This is a genomic window from Nostoc sp. FACHB-133, assembly GCF_014698055.1.
Classification (GTDB): domain Bacteria; phylum Cyanobacteriota; class Cyanobacteriia; order Cyanobacteriales; family Nostocaceae; genus Nostoc.
In genome coordinates, this window is record NZ_JACJSH010000032.1 from 42,723 (window position 1) to 59,675 (window position 16,953).

Here is a 16,953-nt window from a genome sequence, read left to right on the forward strand (position 1 = left end):
ATATAGAATTATTCTGACTCCTGGCTCCTGTACGCGATTAATCGCGTCTCTCCTAACTCCTAACTTCTGATTTATGACTCCCTATTAGTAAAATAAACGCAAAACTCAATATTAGTCAGACTTACAACCTGTACAAGACTATCTTGGCCGATTTTGTAAGCTACGAAGGTAACAAAATTGTTAAAAAAAAACGTCAGAGTGTGATAGACCTATGGTTCTAGTTTACAAGTGCAGGCACTATCCCCCAACCATCGCTTCCTGTAAAGTTAACTTCCCATGAAAACAGTATTACCAGATCGCCAGCAATCCTTAGTGCAATGGGTAAGCCAAGCCACAGGGATTAACACTTTCGGGGTGAAAGTCCGGTTACGGGGAAATGACCTTCATATTCTTTGTGAAGGTACAGAATGTCCGCAGCGTTGGCGTACTTTGTCTGATTTGCTGCAAGCATTACAGCAAACAAACTTAGATATTCTCACAAGCAGCGAACAAACCTCAATATATCAAGTATTTGTCTATGGCCGAAGAAAAGGGGAACAGCGCCCCAAATGGTGCCATCGGGTTTACTTGAATCAAATAGATAAGCATCTGGAGCAAGTGGAGCAAGCCTTGCTAGCAGATTCGGAAAAATCAAAACAGTCGGGTGGGGCGCTAATTGTCTCTAACGAAAGTTTGGCACGCCAAGGAAACCCAGAGGCGATCGCTAGATATCTCAGCGAAACTCTGAGTACGTTAGGTGTATCGGTACAGGCAAAGATTAAACCATATCAGCCAAAGAACTCTCAGCCGGAAGAAAACCGCCTGTGGATATTTTGCCAGTCGAGCTATAGCCCTGATGCCTCATTGCTTGCAGAACCAATCGCAGAAAAGTTGCGTTATCTCAAGCTTTCTGGATACCAAGATGCCGTAATTGTTTCCCAGGTAAGCGGCGAAACTGCCCCTGATTGGTTGCTGCGTGTCGATTTGACACCAGCAGAGGTAATGCTGAAAGAATGGGCGCGTTGGGGTGATATCCAAGCGATCGCTCGGTTATTAACTGAGGTATTGTCAGGATTAAAAGTTGCTGTCCAAGCTTCTCTGAAAGAATCAACTCTACATATCTTTTGTACGCCAGCTTTTGATCCTTTAGGAACTGCGCCAATCCCAGACAAAACAACGTGTTTAGAGGCGATTGTACCCCAGTTAGAAGCGATCGCACCTCAAGGCATTCTCGCTGCCACCATCTACGGGCAAAAAGCAGGCGACAAGCAACCCACTTGGATTGATTGGCTAGCTTTACCCGCCACAACCTATCCCGCCTTTGCCACATCACCACTAGATTTAGCTAATACTGGCGATGAACCAGCCATCACATTTTTACTGGAGCGTTTACTCAATCCTGACCTAGATTGGCGTTTATTAACAGGTGGAATTCGCGTCCTCTTACTGAACAAAAATGATTTACTGCACATCATGTGTGATGCGCCTGTTTGTCCAGGTCGTCAACAAGTAGCAAGTAAAATTACGCAGTTTATCCGCCATTTGAAAATTCCCGGTATTATGGGAATACGTATATACGGTCGCCGGGCTGGGAATAAAGAACCTTTTTGGCACTATGGCGTTGATCTTGAACATCGCCAACGTTTAGTACCAGAAGCAACACCAGAATTCGCTGCTACTTCTAAATACGTGGATGATTTGATCCCCTCTGAGACTAGTGAACCAATTTTGCGCCCAGACTTAACAACAGAAGAAGTTCAAAGTTTTGTAACAGAAGTAGCGCGAGATTGGATAGCAACGGCGAGTGCAACCGCGAAAAAGTTCCTGTTAAAAAGCCAGCTATTTACCGAAAGCCACAAGTTAGCAGAAGAAAATCCTGACGATCAAGGACTTAAGATTGCTTTAGTTTGGGGGACACTGGGATTATTACTCACTCTCCAAACTGATTGGGTATTGGGTCGAATTACTGCACAGACTAAACCGAGTTTGCCAAAAGTAGCCAGTGTCTTACCTTCATCATCTGGACAAAAGGCATCTTTAACATCTGAAAAAACTCAAAGTGAGAAACCGATATTTTTTAGCAGCACTTCTAAAACAAAATCTCCTGCAAATCAGAGTTCTGTATTTAATGCTTCTGAGTTTACTCAAAGTGATGATACTTCGACAAAGAATTTGGCAGCCGCACCACTGAAAGAAAAAGCAACCGCAACAGCTATTCTTTTAGCAGCGCGATCGCAGATGCCAAGTTTCAATGTCAGGCAGTTAGATGAGCAGCTAGCACTGTATAAACAGCGTTTAGCGAGAACTGGTACACCGCCAGATGTATTAATTATTGGCTCCTCCCGCGCCCTCAGAGGAGTAGATCCAGCAGAACTTTCTAAAGCTTTAGCGACTCAGGGCTATCCCAATATTGACGTGTTTAACTTTGGGATCAACGGTGCTACTGCACAAGTTGTAGACTTTGTGCTTCGTCACGTACTGGAACCATCAGAACTGCCTAAAATAATTCTCTGGGCGGATGGGGCCCGTGCTTTCAATGGTGGACGCGAGGACATTACCTTTAAATCCATCGCTGCATCAGCTGGTTATAAGCAAGCATTACAAAAGAACCCAAAAATCGCAAATAGCAGCGAATCGCCCGAAAATCAGGAAAGTTCGCCAGAAGAGAAGGTAAAAGAAGAAAAACAGGAGATTAGCACATATCAAGCTGTCAATGATTCGTTAAATCAGGGTCTAGCATCTCTTTCTGCTAGCTATCAAAACCGCGACCAAATTAAAGGCTTATTGCAAAAACAGTTGCTTATATTTGGTAGTAATCAGACAGTTGCATCACAAAAACAGCTAACAGATGGAACTTCAGATGAGAGTATTTCCCAGCAAGCAGTTGATTTTGATGGCTTTCTACCTTTGTCTATTCGCTTCAATCCTGCTAGATACTATCAAAAACATTCTAGAGTTACTGGAAATTACGACAACGACTATAAATCTTTCCAAGTAGAAGGACAGCAAGATGCTGCTCTTCAAGAAGTGCTTCAGTTTACCCAGTCTCAGAAAATTTCCTTAGTGTTTGTCAATATGCCTCTCACGGCAGATTATTTAGATCCAGTGCGTAGACAATATGAGCAACAATTTCAGCAATATATGTTGCGTCTAGCTACTAATCCCAACTTTATTTATCGGGATCTGAGCCAAAAGTGGCCCAAAGCACATGACTACTTCTCTGATCCCAGCCACCTCAACCGCTTTGGAGCATACGAAGTCTCCAAAAAGTTGGCTAATGACCCGATGATTCCCTGGCCAGTGAAGTAGGCAAGGGGGACAAGGGGACAAGGGAAGGGGACGAAGAGAATAATTAATGCCCAATGCTCAATGCCCCATGCCCCATGCCCCATGCCCAATGACAAATGACAAATGACAAATGACAAATGACAAATAATAAATGACTAAAAAATGAACTTTATATCAATTTTCTATGGTCTTTTCTTGTTGAGTGCTTTAGGAATTTACTGGTCTTTAGCACAACAGAAATTACGATTATGGACGCTGCTAATTGCTAGTTTGGTTTTCTACGCATCTTTGCATATCCAATACATACCATTGCTATTAGCATTGACGTTTATCAATTTTCGTTTAGGGCTAGAGATTGGGAAAAATACATCACCAGGAAAACATTCTCTGGACTGGCAAATTTCTAATGAAGAGTGGCAATTTGCCCAAGGTGACTGGAATCGCCGTCGTCTAAAAGTTTTGTGGCTGGGTATAGCTCTAAATGTCTTACTATTATTAGCTTTTAAGTATCTAACCCCTCTATTTAAGTTTGTTTTCAATATTCAAGCAAACTCACCAGATAACTCTTTTAAATTGATTGCACCTTTGGGAATTTCATTTTTCACCTTTGAGTGTATTGCCTATTTAATAGATGTCTATCGTGGTGCGCCTGCTACCGATCAGTTTCTTAAATTTGCCACCTATAAATTATTCTTCGCCAAACTGATTTCCGGCCCGATTACGCGCTACCACAACTTAGCAAATCAATTCAATACGCTAGACTTTCCCAGTGCCGATAGAGTAGCAGAGGCGCTGTGGTTAATTGCTAGAGGTGCAGTCAAAAAAGGTATTTTTGCAGACCACCTGGGAATTTTTGTCGATTTATGCTTTGGTAACTTACAACGGGCCGGTAGTACCGATCTCTGGTTAGCAACATTCGCCTACGGTTTGCAGTTATATCTAGATTTCAACGGTTACGTAGATATTGCCCGTGGGAGTGCCTTACTTTTCGGCTTGGTTCTACCTGAAAATTTTGACTTTCCCTACTTCAGCACCAGTATTGGAGAATTTTGGCGGCGCTGGCATATCACTCTCGGAGATTGGCTACGTAACTATGTTTACTTTCCTTTGGGTGGTTCGCGTCGGGGTTTAGTCCGCACCTGCTGGAATTTATTTACTGTGATGCTAATCGCTGGTATCTGGCACGGTGCTGCTTTGGGTTATGTAGTTTGGGGCATATTGCACGGGTTAGCTTTGGTGGTTCATCGACTTACAGATGCGATGAGCGATCGCTTTGAAAATCTGGAGCAATTCTGGCAAAATCCTCTAGGTATCTTCGTCGCTTGGTTTTTGACCCAACTGATGGTTTTTACCTCTTGGATTTGGTTCCGTCTACCGAATATCGCAGACTCTTCTTTAGTAATCCGACACCTTTGGCGTTATCCTGCTGATGCCCAGTTTGCTCAAAAGGTCTATGTGGATGCTTTAAATATTAGCCAATACCAACTCACTTGGGTGCTGCTAACTTTAGCTGCTGTGATGGCTGTAGTCTATGCCTTTAACCGGATGCTGAAGTTAGAGTTTAACTGGCCCATTAAGCTTGTCTTTGTCCCTCTATGTTTCTACGCTGTTTGGTTATTAGCTCCTGAAGGCAGCTTGCCCTATATCTACTTTGATTTTTAAGTTTCTACAAACAATCAACTGCAACATAAGACAATGTACAACTTATTATTTCGTTACAAATGATCCGGACTATTTGTAACGGAATGTAAAGATAATAAACTAGGTGATCGGTTTAATTTTGCAATAGCTTAGAAAGCTTTAATCGCTTACTTTTATCACTATTATTTATAGTAGAAAAACTTTACATTTCGACGATCTTGTTAAAGAATTCTATTACAGAATATTAAGCCAAAGATCGCGTCCAAGTAATTTCATGTAGACTGTAATTCAACAGGCAAAACAAAATCTGCTTGTTCCATTTTTAACAAAAAATAGCACTTATAAAAAAATGACCACAACCTTACAACGGCGCTCTGGCGCTAACGTTTGGGATCGCTTTTGCGAGTGGATTACCAGCACTGACAACCGTATATATGTTGGTTGGTTTGGTGTACTGATGATCCCAACCCTACTAGCAGCTACTGCTTGCTTTGTAATTGCCTTCATCGCAGCACCTCCAGTAGACATTGATGGTATCCGTGAACCAGTTGCAGGTTCTTTGATCTACGGAAACAACATCATCTCTGGTGCAGTTGTTCCTTCCTCCAACGCTATCGGCTTGCACTTCTACCCAATCTGGGAAGCAGCTTCCTTAGATGAGTGGTTGTACAACGGCGGCCCTTACCAATTGGTAGTTTTCCACTTCTTGATCGGTTGCGCTTGCTACCTAGGTCGTCAGTGGGAACTTTCTTACCGCTTAGGTATGCGTCCTTGGATTTGCGTAGCTTACAGCGCACCTTTGGCTTCTGCTACCGCAGTATTCTTGATCTACCCAATCGGTCAAGGTTCTTTCTCAGACGGTATGCCTTTGGGTATCTCTGGAACCTTCAACTTCATGATTGTGTTCCAAGCAGAACACAACATCTTGATGCACCCCTTCCACATGTTAGGTGTGGCTGGTGTATTCGGCGGTTCCTTGTTCTCTGCAATGCACGGTTCTCTAGTAACTTCTTCCTTGGTGCGTGAAACCACCGAAACCGAGTCACAAAACTACGGTTACAAATTCGGTCAAGAAGAAGAAACCTATAACATCGTTGCAGCCCACGGTTACTTCGGTCGTTTGATCTTCCAATACGCTTCCTTCAACAACAGCCGTTCACTGCACTTCTTCTTAGCAGCTTGGCCTGTCGTCGGTATCTGGTTCACCGCTTTGGGTATCAGCACGATGGCGTTCAACCTGAACGGTTTCAACTTCAACCAATCAATCATTGACTCTCAAGGTCGCGTTATCAGCACCTGGGCAGACGTAATCAACCGCGCTAACTTGGGTATGGAAGTAATGCACGAGCGTAACGCTCACAACTTCCCCCTAGACTTAGCTGCTGGTGAAATTACTCCTGTAGCAATGACTGCTCCTGCTATCAACGGTTAATTCTGAAGATTAGCTAAATAGAAAGCGTCCTCCAGTGATGGAGGGCGCTTTTTTGTTGGAGCCATATTTAATTGGTTTAATCAAAGCAGATGGGTAGCAAATTTTTCAGCCAAGCATCATCAGTAGAGCGATAATAGATATAGAGATCAAAATACTTTATATGTCCTTTTCCCCCTCCGCCTGTTGTGTTGTCGTCCTCAACCAACAACAGGAGCAAAATATCTCGCACCAGAACCAGTGTCAGGATGTACCAGTTAACCACAGCAAAAGTATGGTTAAAAATTGCACTGTAGTTGAAAATGGTCGAGTCGTTGTTAAAGCCTTACAATCATCAGACAATCAGACTTCCGAGTAAGTTTCAGACATTTAAAGGATTTCATCCAAAGGTGAAACATCGTGAAAGCGGTTGTAATCAATGTAGCGATGTCCATCAGGTGCGTGGTAGAAGATATCGGTAAATTGATTATTCCACAAAATTTCATTAGCAGCATAAGTATGGCGGGCATGGACTACCTGTGCAACCGTTTCATCAATGCCACTCAAAGAGACAATTAAAATAGTATTTGTCTGCATTAAGGATTCTGGTGTCATGCCATATAGAGGACTAAACTCATCAATGACATGCATCACTGACCAGCTTAAGGTGAAGCTAGGTGTTTGGTTCCTTAACAGTTTGAGATCGTAGAACCGACGCATAAATTGCCCTTCTAGAGTTATTTCGTCGCGCATTAAGTAGACTCGCATTTGCGCCTCTAGAATCATATTGCGACGCTGATTAGCGGTGCGAAATATGAGAGTTGGCATTGCATCATGAGGTGTAATTACAGCAACACGACTAAAAAGCACCCTAGCTGTAGGTCGGGAAAATCGAGCAAAGGCTAGCCCCGTCATTACAGCAATTCCCACCAAACCAATCATTGCTTCAATGGTGACAATAATGTTGGCGTAAGTTGTTTTAGGATACATTGCCCCATAGCCGATGGATGCTAGGGTTTGTACGCTAAAGAAAAAAACATCTAAAAAAGAGCCTGGACGGGCGTTGGCAATACAATCTCCTCCTATCAAGTAAGCTAGGGCAAATAGAGCATTGATAGTTATATAGAAAGTACAAATCAGCAGTAGAAAGCCAGCCCAGGGAATAGTTAACAGCAAATGGTAGGGATCGCGCCAGTAAGAATGCCATACACCCATACCCGTAATCTCAAATTTTCCGTCTCGAACTTGAATCTGAATAGGTAAAATCAGACGCTGTTGTTTCTTTCGTGAAAGTCTCTTCAGTCGAAATTTCATTGCAAGTAGCCAAAAGAACGGCAACTGCTTAGTATTTTGACACTCTCTGAGCTGAAGTGATTAAATCAGCAAAAAAATAGGATGAGCATTGCCCATCCTACTAATTTATCTGCTAGAAACTTATTTTTACGGCTTGGGTGATTGATCTTTCGAACAGCGATCAAACCACTCCTGGTATTTATTCTTGTGTGACTCATCTTCAACAGCAATGGTAACACGCACTCGATTGCAGCCGTGATTTTGTTCTAGTGCGATCGCATTCAACAATAAACTAGCAGTTTTCGGCGAGTTAAATTCGCCGCTTATTGTTAAACCGCTTTCAAAACATGTACCTTCGAGTCTTTCTATTCCGGTCAATTCAACATTAGCAATTTCTTCTTGACCTAAATCAATTTCTGCAAGTTGTTTGTGTTCTGGACTAATTTGTTCTACAATTAGCTTTTCACGCCGGACAGGAACTTGGATCATCTGAGTTTCGATGACTTTGCGAACAATCACCTCACCAACTTTTCGCTTACTGCTTTCGACAACTAGTCGTTCTTCTAGTAGACGAATAATTTGTTCTTCGCTGACCTCTTCTAAATCCACTGGCTCAACTGCGCTATTTTGAGTTTGATTATTAACCAATTGCTCAGTTGAGTTGCCTAGGTGTAGGCTCTCGTAGACATCGCCGGATTTTTCTGCTTCTGAATATTCAGGCATATACTCGATTTCTGATTTGTTGAAGTCTATGAAAACAGATTTAGTCGGCTTGTCGATTTTTTTGATTCTCTGGCTCTGCAATCGAAATAAAGAAGGATGTTTATCGGCTAACTGCTCGCCATATTCTAGAGTTTGTTGATTGACCTGGTTTGATATAACTAGGTTTAACCGCCTATTAGCATCCACAATTAAATCATGAACGACTCCTACTAGCTGACCTTGGTTATCGAACACAGCAAAATTCTTCACCTTCTTTTTCAAATCTGCTATTGAGGTGATTGAGGTGTTAGTGCCAGAATTACCGTTTGCCTGTCCAATGTTTTTTGTCATCGGTTGGCTATTCATAATATGCAAAGTTTATGAACTGCTTTTTACTTAGCTAAATTAAATGTATTGCTCATCCAAAGCTATTGGAAGCACAGGTAAAGCTGTTGAATTAGCTTTACCTGTACTTTGTCGAATTAATTATTAATTAGTCATTAGTTATTAACTAATGACTATGTTTGGTTAGCGTTCTTCGATGGGAAAATTACCAGAATTCACATCAAGCTCTTCACGACGCACAGTTTCTTGCGTTTCAACTGTGTCTTGATCTACCACTTTTCTAACTCTGACTTCTTCACGCAAAAATGCTTCTTTACGAACATCAGGAGTTTCTTCGTGGATTTCTAGACGAGCAACTTCGCCTTCACGGAAATCTGCTTCGCGTCCAGAAACGGCAGTACCTGCATCTGCTGGAGTTACACGTTCAATCACAACTCGCTCTCTTTCTACTGGCACTGTAACCCGTGCAGTATCAGTTTCAACACGCTTGCCAATGGATACTTCTCCAGTTTTTTGGCGATGTTTACTGGCAATCAGCCGTTCTTCATACAATTTCAGAGTTTGATGATCTTGCTCATTTAACCCAAATAAAGAAGGCTCATGTTCGTAATTGTAGCTATCACGATTATAAATTGGCGTAGTCGTCGTTGGTTGATAGGTTGTATCTACAGGTATTGATGCTTCTACAGGTGCTGATGCATCTAAAGTATTGGTGGAATTTACTGGTTGACGATATACGCCACGCACCCGTTCTTCGTAATCGTAATCAAGCGCTTGACGCTCATTAAACTCAGGTAAATCTTCTGCTTGCTCTCTAGTCAAGCCAATTGTGTAGACGCGATCAACGTTATAGTCGATACGGGCACGACCAATTGGTAGTAATACTTTTTTACCAAAAATCCAGAAGCCTAAGTCAACAACTAGATAGCGAAAATGACCTTCTTCGTCAACTAAAACATCGCTAACAGTGCCAATTTTTTCATCAGTTCCTTGTGTATAAACCCCAAGTCCGCTAATATCGTGGCCTTCAAATGCATCACGATAGTTAGGCTCAAAATCTTCTAATTTGTAAAGTACCATTATTATTTAACCTCAATATTTTTCTTTTCAATTCATAGTAATTATGATAAAAATTTCTTTACTTCTTTACATCCTTCTGTCGAATGAATTATTTTAATAGTTAAATAACCAAAGGTTATAGTTATTTTTCTTGATGGCAAATAAAAGCAGTCCTAAATGAATGATAATTTAAAATTTATATCCCCAACTTTTTTAAAAATCGGGGATATAAACACCGCAAATTTTCAGCTAACAGATTTAAGGAGTTAGGAATTTTGGTTGTAATGAAAATACTGTAGAGAATACAAATTGACCTGGGTTTATCTACGAGATGCTAGCATAAATGCTCCGTTACGCTAACATACCCCGTCTCTACAACTTTTAAAAAATCCAATCTCCTTAAATAGCTTCATGTGTAGTACTGCCATGTTCATTCACATGTAAATTACCCGCAGTATCAACATCTAACTCTTCTCGACGAATGGTGTCTTGTGCTTCCACTGTATCCCTTTCTACAACTTTCTTGACTCGGACTTCTTCACGCACAAAGGCTTCTTTACGTATATCAGGCGTTTCTTCGTACACTTCTATGCGCGCAACTTCACCTTCTTGAAACTTAAGTTCATTGATATCTACTACGTTTCCTGCCTCTGTTGGCACAACTCGCTCAATTACAACTCGTTCTTTTTGAATAGGTACTGTAACACTTGCAGTATCTGTTTCAATGTGTTTACCAACCGTTACTTCTCCAGTTTTGATGCGCTGTTTATTTGCAATCAACCGTTCTTCATAGAGTTTGAAAGTTTGATGAGATTGCTCATTCAGTCCGTATAAAGCTGGTTCTGTCTGGTAATTGTATGTGTTGCGATCGTAAGTTACACCACTAGTTGGAGAACGAAATCCACTACGTACCTTTTCCTCGTAATCGTGATCAAAGATTGTGTCTTCTTTGTACTCAACTAAACCTTCTACTTGTTGTTTACTCAACCCATCAACATAGACACGTTTTGCAGGATAATCAATCCGGGAAAGACCAATTGGTAGTAAGATTTTTTTACCAGAAAAATCACCGCTTGTATCAATAACTAAATATCGGAAATGACCATCATCATCAACTAAAACATCAGCGACTGAGCCAACTCTGTCTCCTCCCTCAGTATAAAGAATCAGTGATTTAACGTCGTCTCCACCAAAAGTTTCTCGATAGTTTGGATCAAAATGTTCAAGTTTATGAAGAGGCATACTATGTTGTTTCCAGGTTGTTTATTAACTTTAGTGTAAAAAATATTGTGCTGAGTCTCATCCTGCTGGCGACTGAATTCAGTTGAGATATTTTATAGTTTCTAATTCATCCTTTATGAGCAAAATACTCAATTTGAACACTTAGGTCAATCAATAGGAATACAACTAAAGTCATAAAAAGCTCGAATTTATACTGGTATCAAAAGTTGCTTGAGATGCTTTATCTCGAAGGCTAGCCAGTACAGAGGCACTTATCTAACATCCAAAGACTAGAACGGTAAACAAACAAAGAGATGGGAGGCGCAAAATCTAACCTGCAAGTATTTTCTTAAACCGTTCATCTGCTCGAATTAAATCAAAGTCAGAATTATTTTTTGCTAACTCTCGATGTTGATCGCCTCTTAATTTAATTGCCTGTGTCAAACTTTCAATAGCTAAATCACGATCGTTTTTTAATGCATGACAACGGGCTTTATGGCACCAAGCCCAATGAAATTCAGGCTGAAGTTCTAAGGCTCTCTCATAAGAAGCGATCGCTTCATCATGTCGTTGTAGTTTTCTAAGCGAATTACCGCACCCAAACCAAGCTATATAGTTATCTGATTGGATAGCAATTGCTTTTTGATAGGATAATAATGCTTTTGGATAGCGCCCTAATCTTCTCAGTGCCCAGCCGTGATTGATCCAAGCAAGAAAAGAATTAGGTTCTCTCTGAATAACTTGTTCATAGCAGGCTAATGAATCTTCATATCGACCTTCAAAAAATAAAGCATCTCCTTGTTTAAGATAATCATTAGCAGTAAAAAATAAATGAGTATTTCCAGCCTTGAGTATTTCTAGCTGTGTTGTTAATTCTTGGATTTTTTGCTGAATTTCTGGGTGAACATAATCTTGTGTTAATGATGGGGAAGGCGTTAATCCAGAAAGTTGCTGAAGAATTAGCTCTTTTTGGTTTTGAGCATCTAAAAATAGATTATTTAATTGGGATAATTGCCCTAAAAAGTCGGACTTTAATATTTCTAGCTCTTGCTTAAAATCTTCTGTTTGTTTTTTTACCTCTGCCGCGACTTCTTTTTCTAGTTGTGTTTTGACTTCTGTCTCTAATTGTTGCTTTGTTTCAGTTACTAATTCACTAACTACACTACGACGTAGCAACCAAACACCAGCCGCCGCTAAGATTGGCAAAAAAGTTAATACGATTAGCAAAATGTTGAGTAGGGTTGTGCTATGACCAAAAGCCCGATCTACTTCAGATTGAACGCGATCGCGTATTTCTTTCTCTTGTTGTAGTTTTTCTAGTTGGTCTTGCTGCTGAGTTGAAATTGTCGGATTGGGTAAGTCAGTTGACTTTGCTTGGGCGGTAGTAATACTGGCAGATAGTAAGACGAGTGAGAACGCTAACCCTACCCGATTCTTGATTTTCATGAAACTCTATTAAGTGTTAATACAGGAACCATAGTTATATACACAACTAAATTCCTGAATTCCATGTTTACACTACTTGAAAACTAAAGCTAAGACTTGCCCAATTATTCACATCCCAGATATATGAGTCGGCTGCTGTGCTGTTCATCTCAGTTTTGAGTGCGCTGGCGTTATGCAAGTCTTGGAGCAAGGCTTGTGCAACGTCTAAGGGATTCAACAATGGGCCAATCGTCCGTTGTTCGACTGTGGAATACTTAGCAGTACTCAAGGCGGCTAGAGTTTCCCTAAAGGGGACAGGACTAAAAATAAGTTGTTGTTCGCACTCAGAAGCTGGCCCTGAAATCACCCATTGGGAAGCAGCATTAGTTTGGGGTAGGGTGAGGCTTTCACCAGGGGCGATGACGACTTCTTGAAGGATTGGCTTGATGTCGGTAGTATTTGGTTCTTGGGGAGTTTCCCAAGAGTAGAAGGCAACTGCTGTATGATTATTGTTTAATCCCAGTAAGATTAAATATAGTGGGCGCTCGCTCTGGTTTTCCACTCGATATTGCATTCGACTACCAATAGGCACAATGGGAGTGGGGAGAGACTTGATTAATCGCGTCTGTACTGATTTTTGAATCGAAGTTTCAGTTTTGAAGGTTCGCACTGTTTCGCGCTGCATGATGACGCGAGGCGATATATTATTAATTATTTCTAAGGTTGCCTTGAGAGCCAAGCGAGAAGAACCTCTATTTTCTGTGAGTCGCCATAATTTGGCTGCTAGCAAGGTTGATAATTTTGGCGCTAACCTTTGCACTGTTAATTTTATTGCTTCTCCTACTTCCCCCGTGGTATTGGGAATTGGCTCGCCCCCAAGAGAAAATAGACCATAACGACTGGGAGTTTCTTGTAGCTTGGCAAATACATAATCAGCTGGTTTCTCACCTACAACTACGGTAGATACATGGGAAAATCCAGCAAAGGCACTTGTAGCGTCTACCCGCTCAATTCTTTCCAATGCACTATCGAAAGCTATTGTTAAATTAATATTTCGAGGTAAAACTCGGACTGCTTCTTGGACAAGTTGCCCGATTTGTAGGGGATTTGCACCTGCAATTTTGGAAATTTGGGCTTTTGCTGTTAACCCAGTGCGCGATCGCAATACTAATTGCTGTTTTGTCTGTAGTGTAAATCTAGAATTCACTCCGTAGTATAGCAGCACTTGTGGGGGTAATCCTCCTAACCACAGATGTACGGTTTTACCGTCTTCTTCAATATCACTCACTGCACCTTCTGCACCAATGATACCGTCTGGCAGTAGAGACGTTATATCTGGATTTTTCTGAATACTCAATAACGCTGGTTGCTGTTTACTACCTGATTTATATAGAGAATTTTCCACGTGGGAAAGGGCGACTTGAATTTTGGTGGCTGGCGTGAATTCCCACAAATACTGCGTCAAGGCGTAGGTGAATAACCCAGCACTAAAACCAGAAAAAAGACCTTCCCTTGCTGGCTGCTTTGGTTCTGAGGTAGCTGCTAAAACAATCGGAGTATTGGATAACTTCTGAGTTTTAAGTTGTTTGAGAAAGTCGAGTTCTTCAGTTGCTAGCTTTGCTCCCGACTCCTGAAGGGCACGAATTTTTAATCCTATTACTGTGTTAGGAGCATCATAGCTAGTATCCAATACTGCTGTTACTTTGTCTGTAGGGAGCGATCGCAATAATAGCAGTAGAGTTTCTTCTAATATATGATTGACTATTTTGTCATCTTGTAAGTCAAGAGCTACATTAGCTGTCACCAGAGCATTTTGCATTGTATCTGGCGATGTTTCCAATTTGACACGAGTGCCATAACCGCTAAAGTGGAAAAAAGTTATATCACCAGGTTTAGCTTGTTTGCCCAGATGATCCGAAAAAGCTGCCTCAATGAATTCCCTGCTGGCTTGTTCCTCAGTTAAGGTTAGAATATCTGACCCTTGAAAACCAAAGCGGTTAATCAAAAGTTCTCTTTGCAGTTCCACATCCGTGAGACAACCACTGAGGTTTGGTATTTTGGAGTATTGGTTAATACCTATTAACAATGCCAACTTGCGCGAGTTGGGTTGTGCCAAAGCCTGATAATAGCGATTTCCTAAAGTCAACCACTCAGCTTCCGTTACTCCCAATACCGCGAGTATTGAGCCAATTTTATGTAAAAACGTGCGGCGTTTCATAATTAGCTATCAGCCCTAAGCCCATTAGCTAGCAGCTTACAGGGCTGAACTCTGTATTGTAAAGTTACAAAAGGAGGGGCAGGGGGCAGGGGGCAGGGGGCAAGGGGCAGGGAGAGAATTCGTAACTCCTAACTCTTCACGGGCTAAACCTTAGCTATCCGCTAACAGCACTCCTCACTCAGCACGGGCTAAACCTTAGCTATCTGCTAACGGAACTGTTGTGCCCAATCCCCAATATCCTAAACAGGCACTTCTATTCGCATTGCCCGCGCTAACTCTGCTGCTACCTCTGGACGAGAAAATTCTGGTGGAGGTAACTCGCCGCGCCGCAGCATTTCCCTAACTTTTGTCCCGGATAGGTGAATACGTTCTTCTGGCCTGCTGGGACTGGTTTTAGATGTTGCCATCTGCTTAGTACGCGTGCAGTAGAAAGCGTGTTCAAATTTCATCGGCACAATGCCCAATTCACCTGGGGCAAATTCATCAAAGATATACTGTGCATCGTAAGTACCGTAATAGTCACCAACGCCAGCATGATCCCGTCCGACGATAAAGTGAGTACAGCCGTAGTTTTTGCGAACTAAAGCATGGAATATTGCCTCACGAGGCCCAGCATAGCGCATTGCGGCTGGATTAATTGCCAAAGTCACCCGGTCTAAGGGGTAGTAATGTTCCAGCAAAATTTCATAGCAGCGCATCCGCACATCAGCGGCGATATCATCTTCTTTTGTTGCCCCGACTAATGGGTGCAAAAATAGACCATCAACAATTTCTAAAGCGCACTTTTGAATATATTCGTGGGCGCGGTGGATGGGGTTGCGAGTTTGGAAACCAACGATTGTTTTCCAACCCTTATCTTTAAATAGTTGCCGTGAGGCTGCTGGATCTATTTGGTAAGTGGGAAACTGGGGATGAGGTTCGCGCTGCAACAGCCAAATATCACCCGCCAGATGTACAGTACCTTGGTTATAGAGTACCTGCACGCCTGGATGTTTGAGATCATCAGTGCGGTAGACATTAATGGCTTCGCGGATTTTGTCGTAGTTATATTTTTGCGTGAGTTGCAAAACTGCAATAAATTCACCTCTGGAGTTATCCAGACGAATTAAGCCACCTTCTTGCAATGGGGAAGCTACTTCTTCAGTGACCGATAGTGTAATCGGGATTGACCACACAAGACCGTTAGCTAATCGCATTTCTGTAACAGTGCGATCGTAGTCTTCTTGGTTCATAAAACCCGTGAGTGGACTAAAAGCACCGATCGCAATCATTTCTACATCGGAAACGGCGCGATCGTCAAGTTGCACTCGTGGCAAAAAGTCAGCTTTTGAGAGAAACTCTGCTCTTTGTTCTGGTGTGGCGATACGGTTAACCAACTGTCCACCGTGGGGGGCTATGGCATCTGGATTGTGACTCAACGTAATCCCCTCTTTGTTTTTACTGTTATTGTTTCAGATTATGTACTAACTTATCAAATGCTGGTACGTAGAAATAAAGAGTTTAGGGAATGGAGGAAAATTGTTGCAACTAGCCTCTAAGCGATCTGATTAGGTTACGCTAAAGCTAATCCAGCCTCAAGTTTCAGAATAGTTCCTTTATAAGGAAAATGCTTATGACTGCTGTATCTCCCGTTGTTAAACCTGTTAGCCAAATGCGGCTAGCACCTGGTAGTACAGTGTCTATTCAAGATGTAAGCTGGAAGGAATTTGAGTCTATATTGCAAGAACTGGGGGAAAAGCGATCGCTACGAGTTGCTTACAGCAAGTCTACGTTAGAAATTATGGTTCCTCTACCCGAACACGAAAAATCAAAGGACTTAATTTCGGATATTGTCAAAATCTTGCTGAAGATCGCCGGGAAAAGTTATGAACCCTTCGGTTCAACCACCTTTAAGCGGGAAAATATAGCAGGGGTAGAACCAGATGCTTGCTTCTACATCCAAAATTACCAAAGAATGATTGGTCGTCGCAAACTGGAACCAAACGATCCGCCTCCTGATTTGGCAATTGAAACAGATGTGACATCAAAAACAACTCTTGATGCATACGTTGCGATCGTAGTTCCAGAACTATGGATTTACGATAGTAAAAAGCTGAGGATTTATTTACTCAGGGATGGACATTACATCGAATCTGATAACAGTCCTAACTTTCCAAATATCCCTCTAACTCAAATTATTGCCGCTACAGTTGAACGAGCTTGGCAAGTAGGAACTGTACAAGCTTTGAAAGAGTTTGAAGGAACATTAGAGAGAAGTAGTTTTTGATAGAGAGTACGTAAGCGTAGTCCGCCGCAGGTATCGCTTTTGCTAATTGATCCTTGTATGGCAATAAATGGCATAAATTGGCATAAAGTAATATTATGAAGGAAAAAT

The 16,953-nt window shown here is 41.7% G+C and carries 12 protein-coding genes; 4 read left to right on the forward strand and 8 right to left on the reverse strand.

Annotated features, from left to right (window positions below):
* Positions 1–276: 276 nt before the first annotated feature.
* The 3 genes from H6G86_RS23460 to psbA all read left to right on the forward strand — a co-directional run bounded on the left by H6G86_RS23460 (position 277) and on the right by psbA (position 6,340).
* Positions 277–3,288: a DUF1574 family protein gene (locus tag H6G86_RS23460; RefSeq protein WP_190936332.1), complete on the forward strand. Its 3,012-nt coding sequence runs from the start codon at positions 277–279 to the stop codon at positions 3,286–3,288.
* Positions 3,289–3,429: 141 nt separating this feature from the next.
* On the forward strand, positions 3,430–4,929 hold the full coding sequence (locus H6G86_RS23465; protein WP_190936333.1) for an MBOAT family O-acyltransferase: 1,500 nt from the start codon (positions 3,430–3,432) through the stop codon (positions 4,927–4,929).
* Positions 4,930–5,257: 328 nt separating this feature from the next.
* Positions 5,258–6,340, forward strand: coding sequence for a photosystem II reaction center subunit D1 (gene psbA / locus H6G86_RS23470; RefSeq protein ID WP_190936334.1), 1,083 nt, complete (start codon positions 5,258–5,260; stop codon positions 6,338–6,340).
* Positions 6,341–6,416: 76 nt separating this feature from the next.
* Here the strand turns inward: psbA and H6G86_RS39885 are convergent, their stop codons facing one another.
* From H6G86_RS39885 to sat, 8 genes are all read right to left on the reverse strand, one after another.
* The gene (locus H6G86_RS39885) at positions 6,417–6,602 is read right to left on the reverse strand and encodes a hypothetical protein (RefSeq protein WP_190936335.1); all 186 of its coding nucleotides are present in this window, start codon (positions 6,600–6,602) and stop codon (positions 6,417–6,419) included.
* Positions 6,603–6,706: 104 nt separating this feature from the next.
* Positions 6,707–7,630 carry an ion channel gene (locus tag H6G86_RS23480; protein ID WP_190936336.1) on the reverse strand — a complete coding sequence of 308 codons (924 nt, stop codon included), beginning with the start codon at positions 7,628–7,630 and terminating at the stop codon, positions 6,707–6,709.
* A gap of 126 nt (positions 7,631–7,756) precedes the next feature.
* Complete coding sequence (locus tag H6G86_RS23485) at positions 7,757–8,662, reverse strand: YsnF/AvaK domain-containing protein (protein WP_242064930.1); 906 nt, start codon at positions 8,660–8,662, stop codon at positions 7,757–7,759.
* Between the two features lie 177 nt (positions 8,663–8,839).
* Positions 8,840–9,736, reverse strand: coding sequence for a DUF2382 domain-containing protein (locus H6G86_RS23490; RefSeq protein ID WP_190936338.1), 897 nt, complete (start codon positions 9,734–9,736; stop codon positions 8,840–8,842).
* A gap of 378 nt (positions 9,737–10,114) precedes the next feature.
* Entirely contained in the window at positions 10,115–10,957 is an 843-nt protein-coding gene (locus tag H6G86_RS23495) for a DUF2382 domain-containing protein (protein ID WP_190936339.1), read from the reverse strand.
* Positions 10,958–11,266: 309 nt separating this feature from the next.
* Positions 11,267–12,382: a tetratricopeptide repeat protein gene (locus H6G86_RS23500; RefSeq protein WP_190936340.1), complete on the reverse strand. Its 1,116-nt coding sequence runs from the start codon at positions 12,380–12,382 to the stop codon at positions 11,267–11,269.
* A 67-nt stretch (positions 12,383–12,449) separates the two neighbouring features.
* A complete protein-coding gene (locus H6G86_RS23505) occupies positions 12,450–14,579 on the reverse strand; it encodes a caspase family protein (protein WP_190936341.1) in 2,130 nt (709 codons plus the stop codon).
* 239 nt (positions 14,580–14,818) lie between these two features.
* Positions 14,819–15,997, reverse strand: a complete 1,179-nt coding sequence (sat, locus tag H6G86_RS23510; protein ID WP_190936342.1) for a sulfate adenylyltransferase — start codon at positions 15,995–15,997, stop codon at positions 14,819–14,821.
* Positions 15,998–16,191: 194 nt separating this feature from the next.
* Here sat and H6G86_RS23515 point away from each other — a divergent pair, with 194 nt between their 5' ends.
* Positions 16,192–16,845 carry a Uma2 family endonuclease gene (locus H6G86_RS23515; RefSeq protein ID WP_190936343.1) on the forward strand — a complete coding sequence of 218 codons (654 nt, stop codon included), beginning with the start codon at positions 16,192–16,194 and terminating at the stop codon, positions 16,843–16,845.
* Positions 16,846–16,953 lie beyond the last annotated feature (108 nt).

Coding starts and splice junctions, on each gene's coding strand:
- H6G86_RS23460 (WP_190936332.1), top strand. CDS start 277: ATGAAAACAGTATTACCAGATCGCCAGCAATCCTTAGTGCAATGGGTA.
- H6G86_RS23465 (WP_190936333.1), top strand. CDS start 3,430: ATGAACTTTATATCAATTTTCTATGGTCTTTTCTTGTTGAGTGCTTTA.
- psbA (WP_190936334.1), top strand. CDS start 5,258: ATGACCACAACCTTACAACGGCGCTCTGGCGCTAACGTTTGGGATCGC.
- H6G86_RS23480 (WP_190936336.1), bottom strand. CDS start 7,630: ATGAAATTTCGACTGAAGAGACTTTCACGAAAGAAACAACAGCGTCTG.
- H6G86_RS23485 (WP_242064930.1), bottom strand. CDS start 8,662: ATGACAAAAAACATTGGACAGGCAAACGGTAATTCTGGCACTAACACC.
- H6G86_RS23490 (WP_190936338.1), bottom strand. CDS start 9,736: ATGGTACTTTACAAATTAGAAGATTTTGAGCCTAACTATCGTGATGCA.
- H6G86_RS23495 (WP_190936339.1), bottom strand. CDS start 10,957: ATGCCTCTTCATAAACTTGAACATTTTGATCCAAACTATCGAGAAACT.
- H6G86_RS23500 (WP_190936340.1), bottom strand. CDS start 12,382: ATGAAAATCAAGAATCGGGTAGGGTTAGCGTTCTCACTCGTCTTACTA.
- H6G86_RS23505 (WP_190936341.1), bottom strand. CDS start 14,579: ATGAAACGCCGCACGTTTTTACATAAAATTGGCTCAATACTCGCGGTA.
- H6G86_RS23515 (WP_190936343.1), top strand. CDS start 16,192: ATGACTGCTGTATCTCCCGTTGTTAAACCTGTTAGCCAAATGCGGCTA.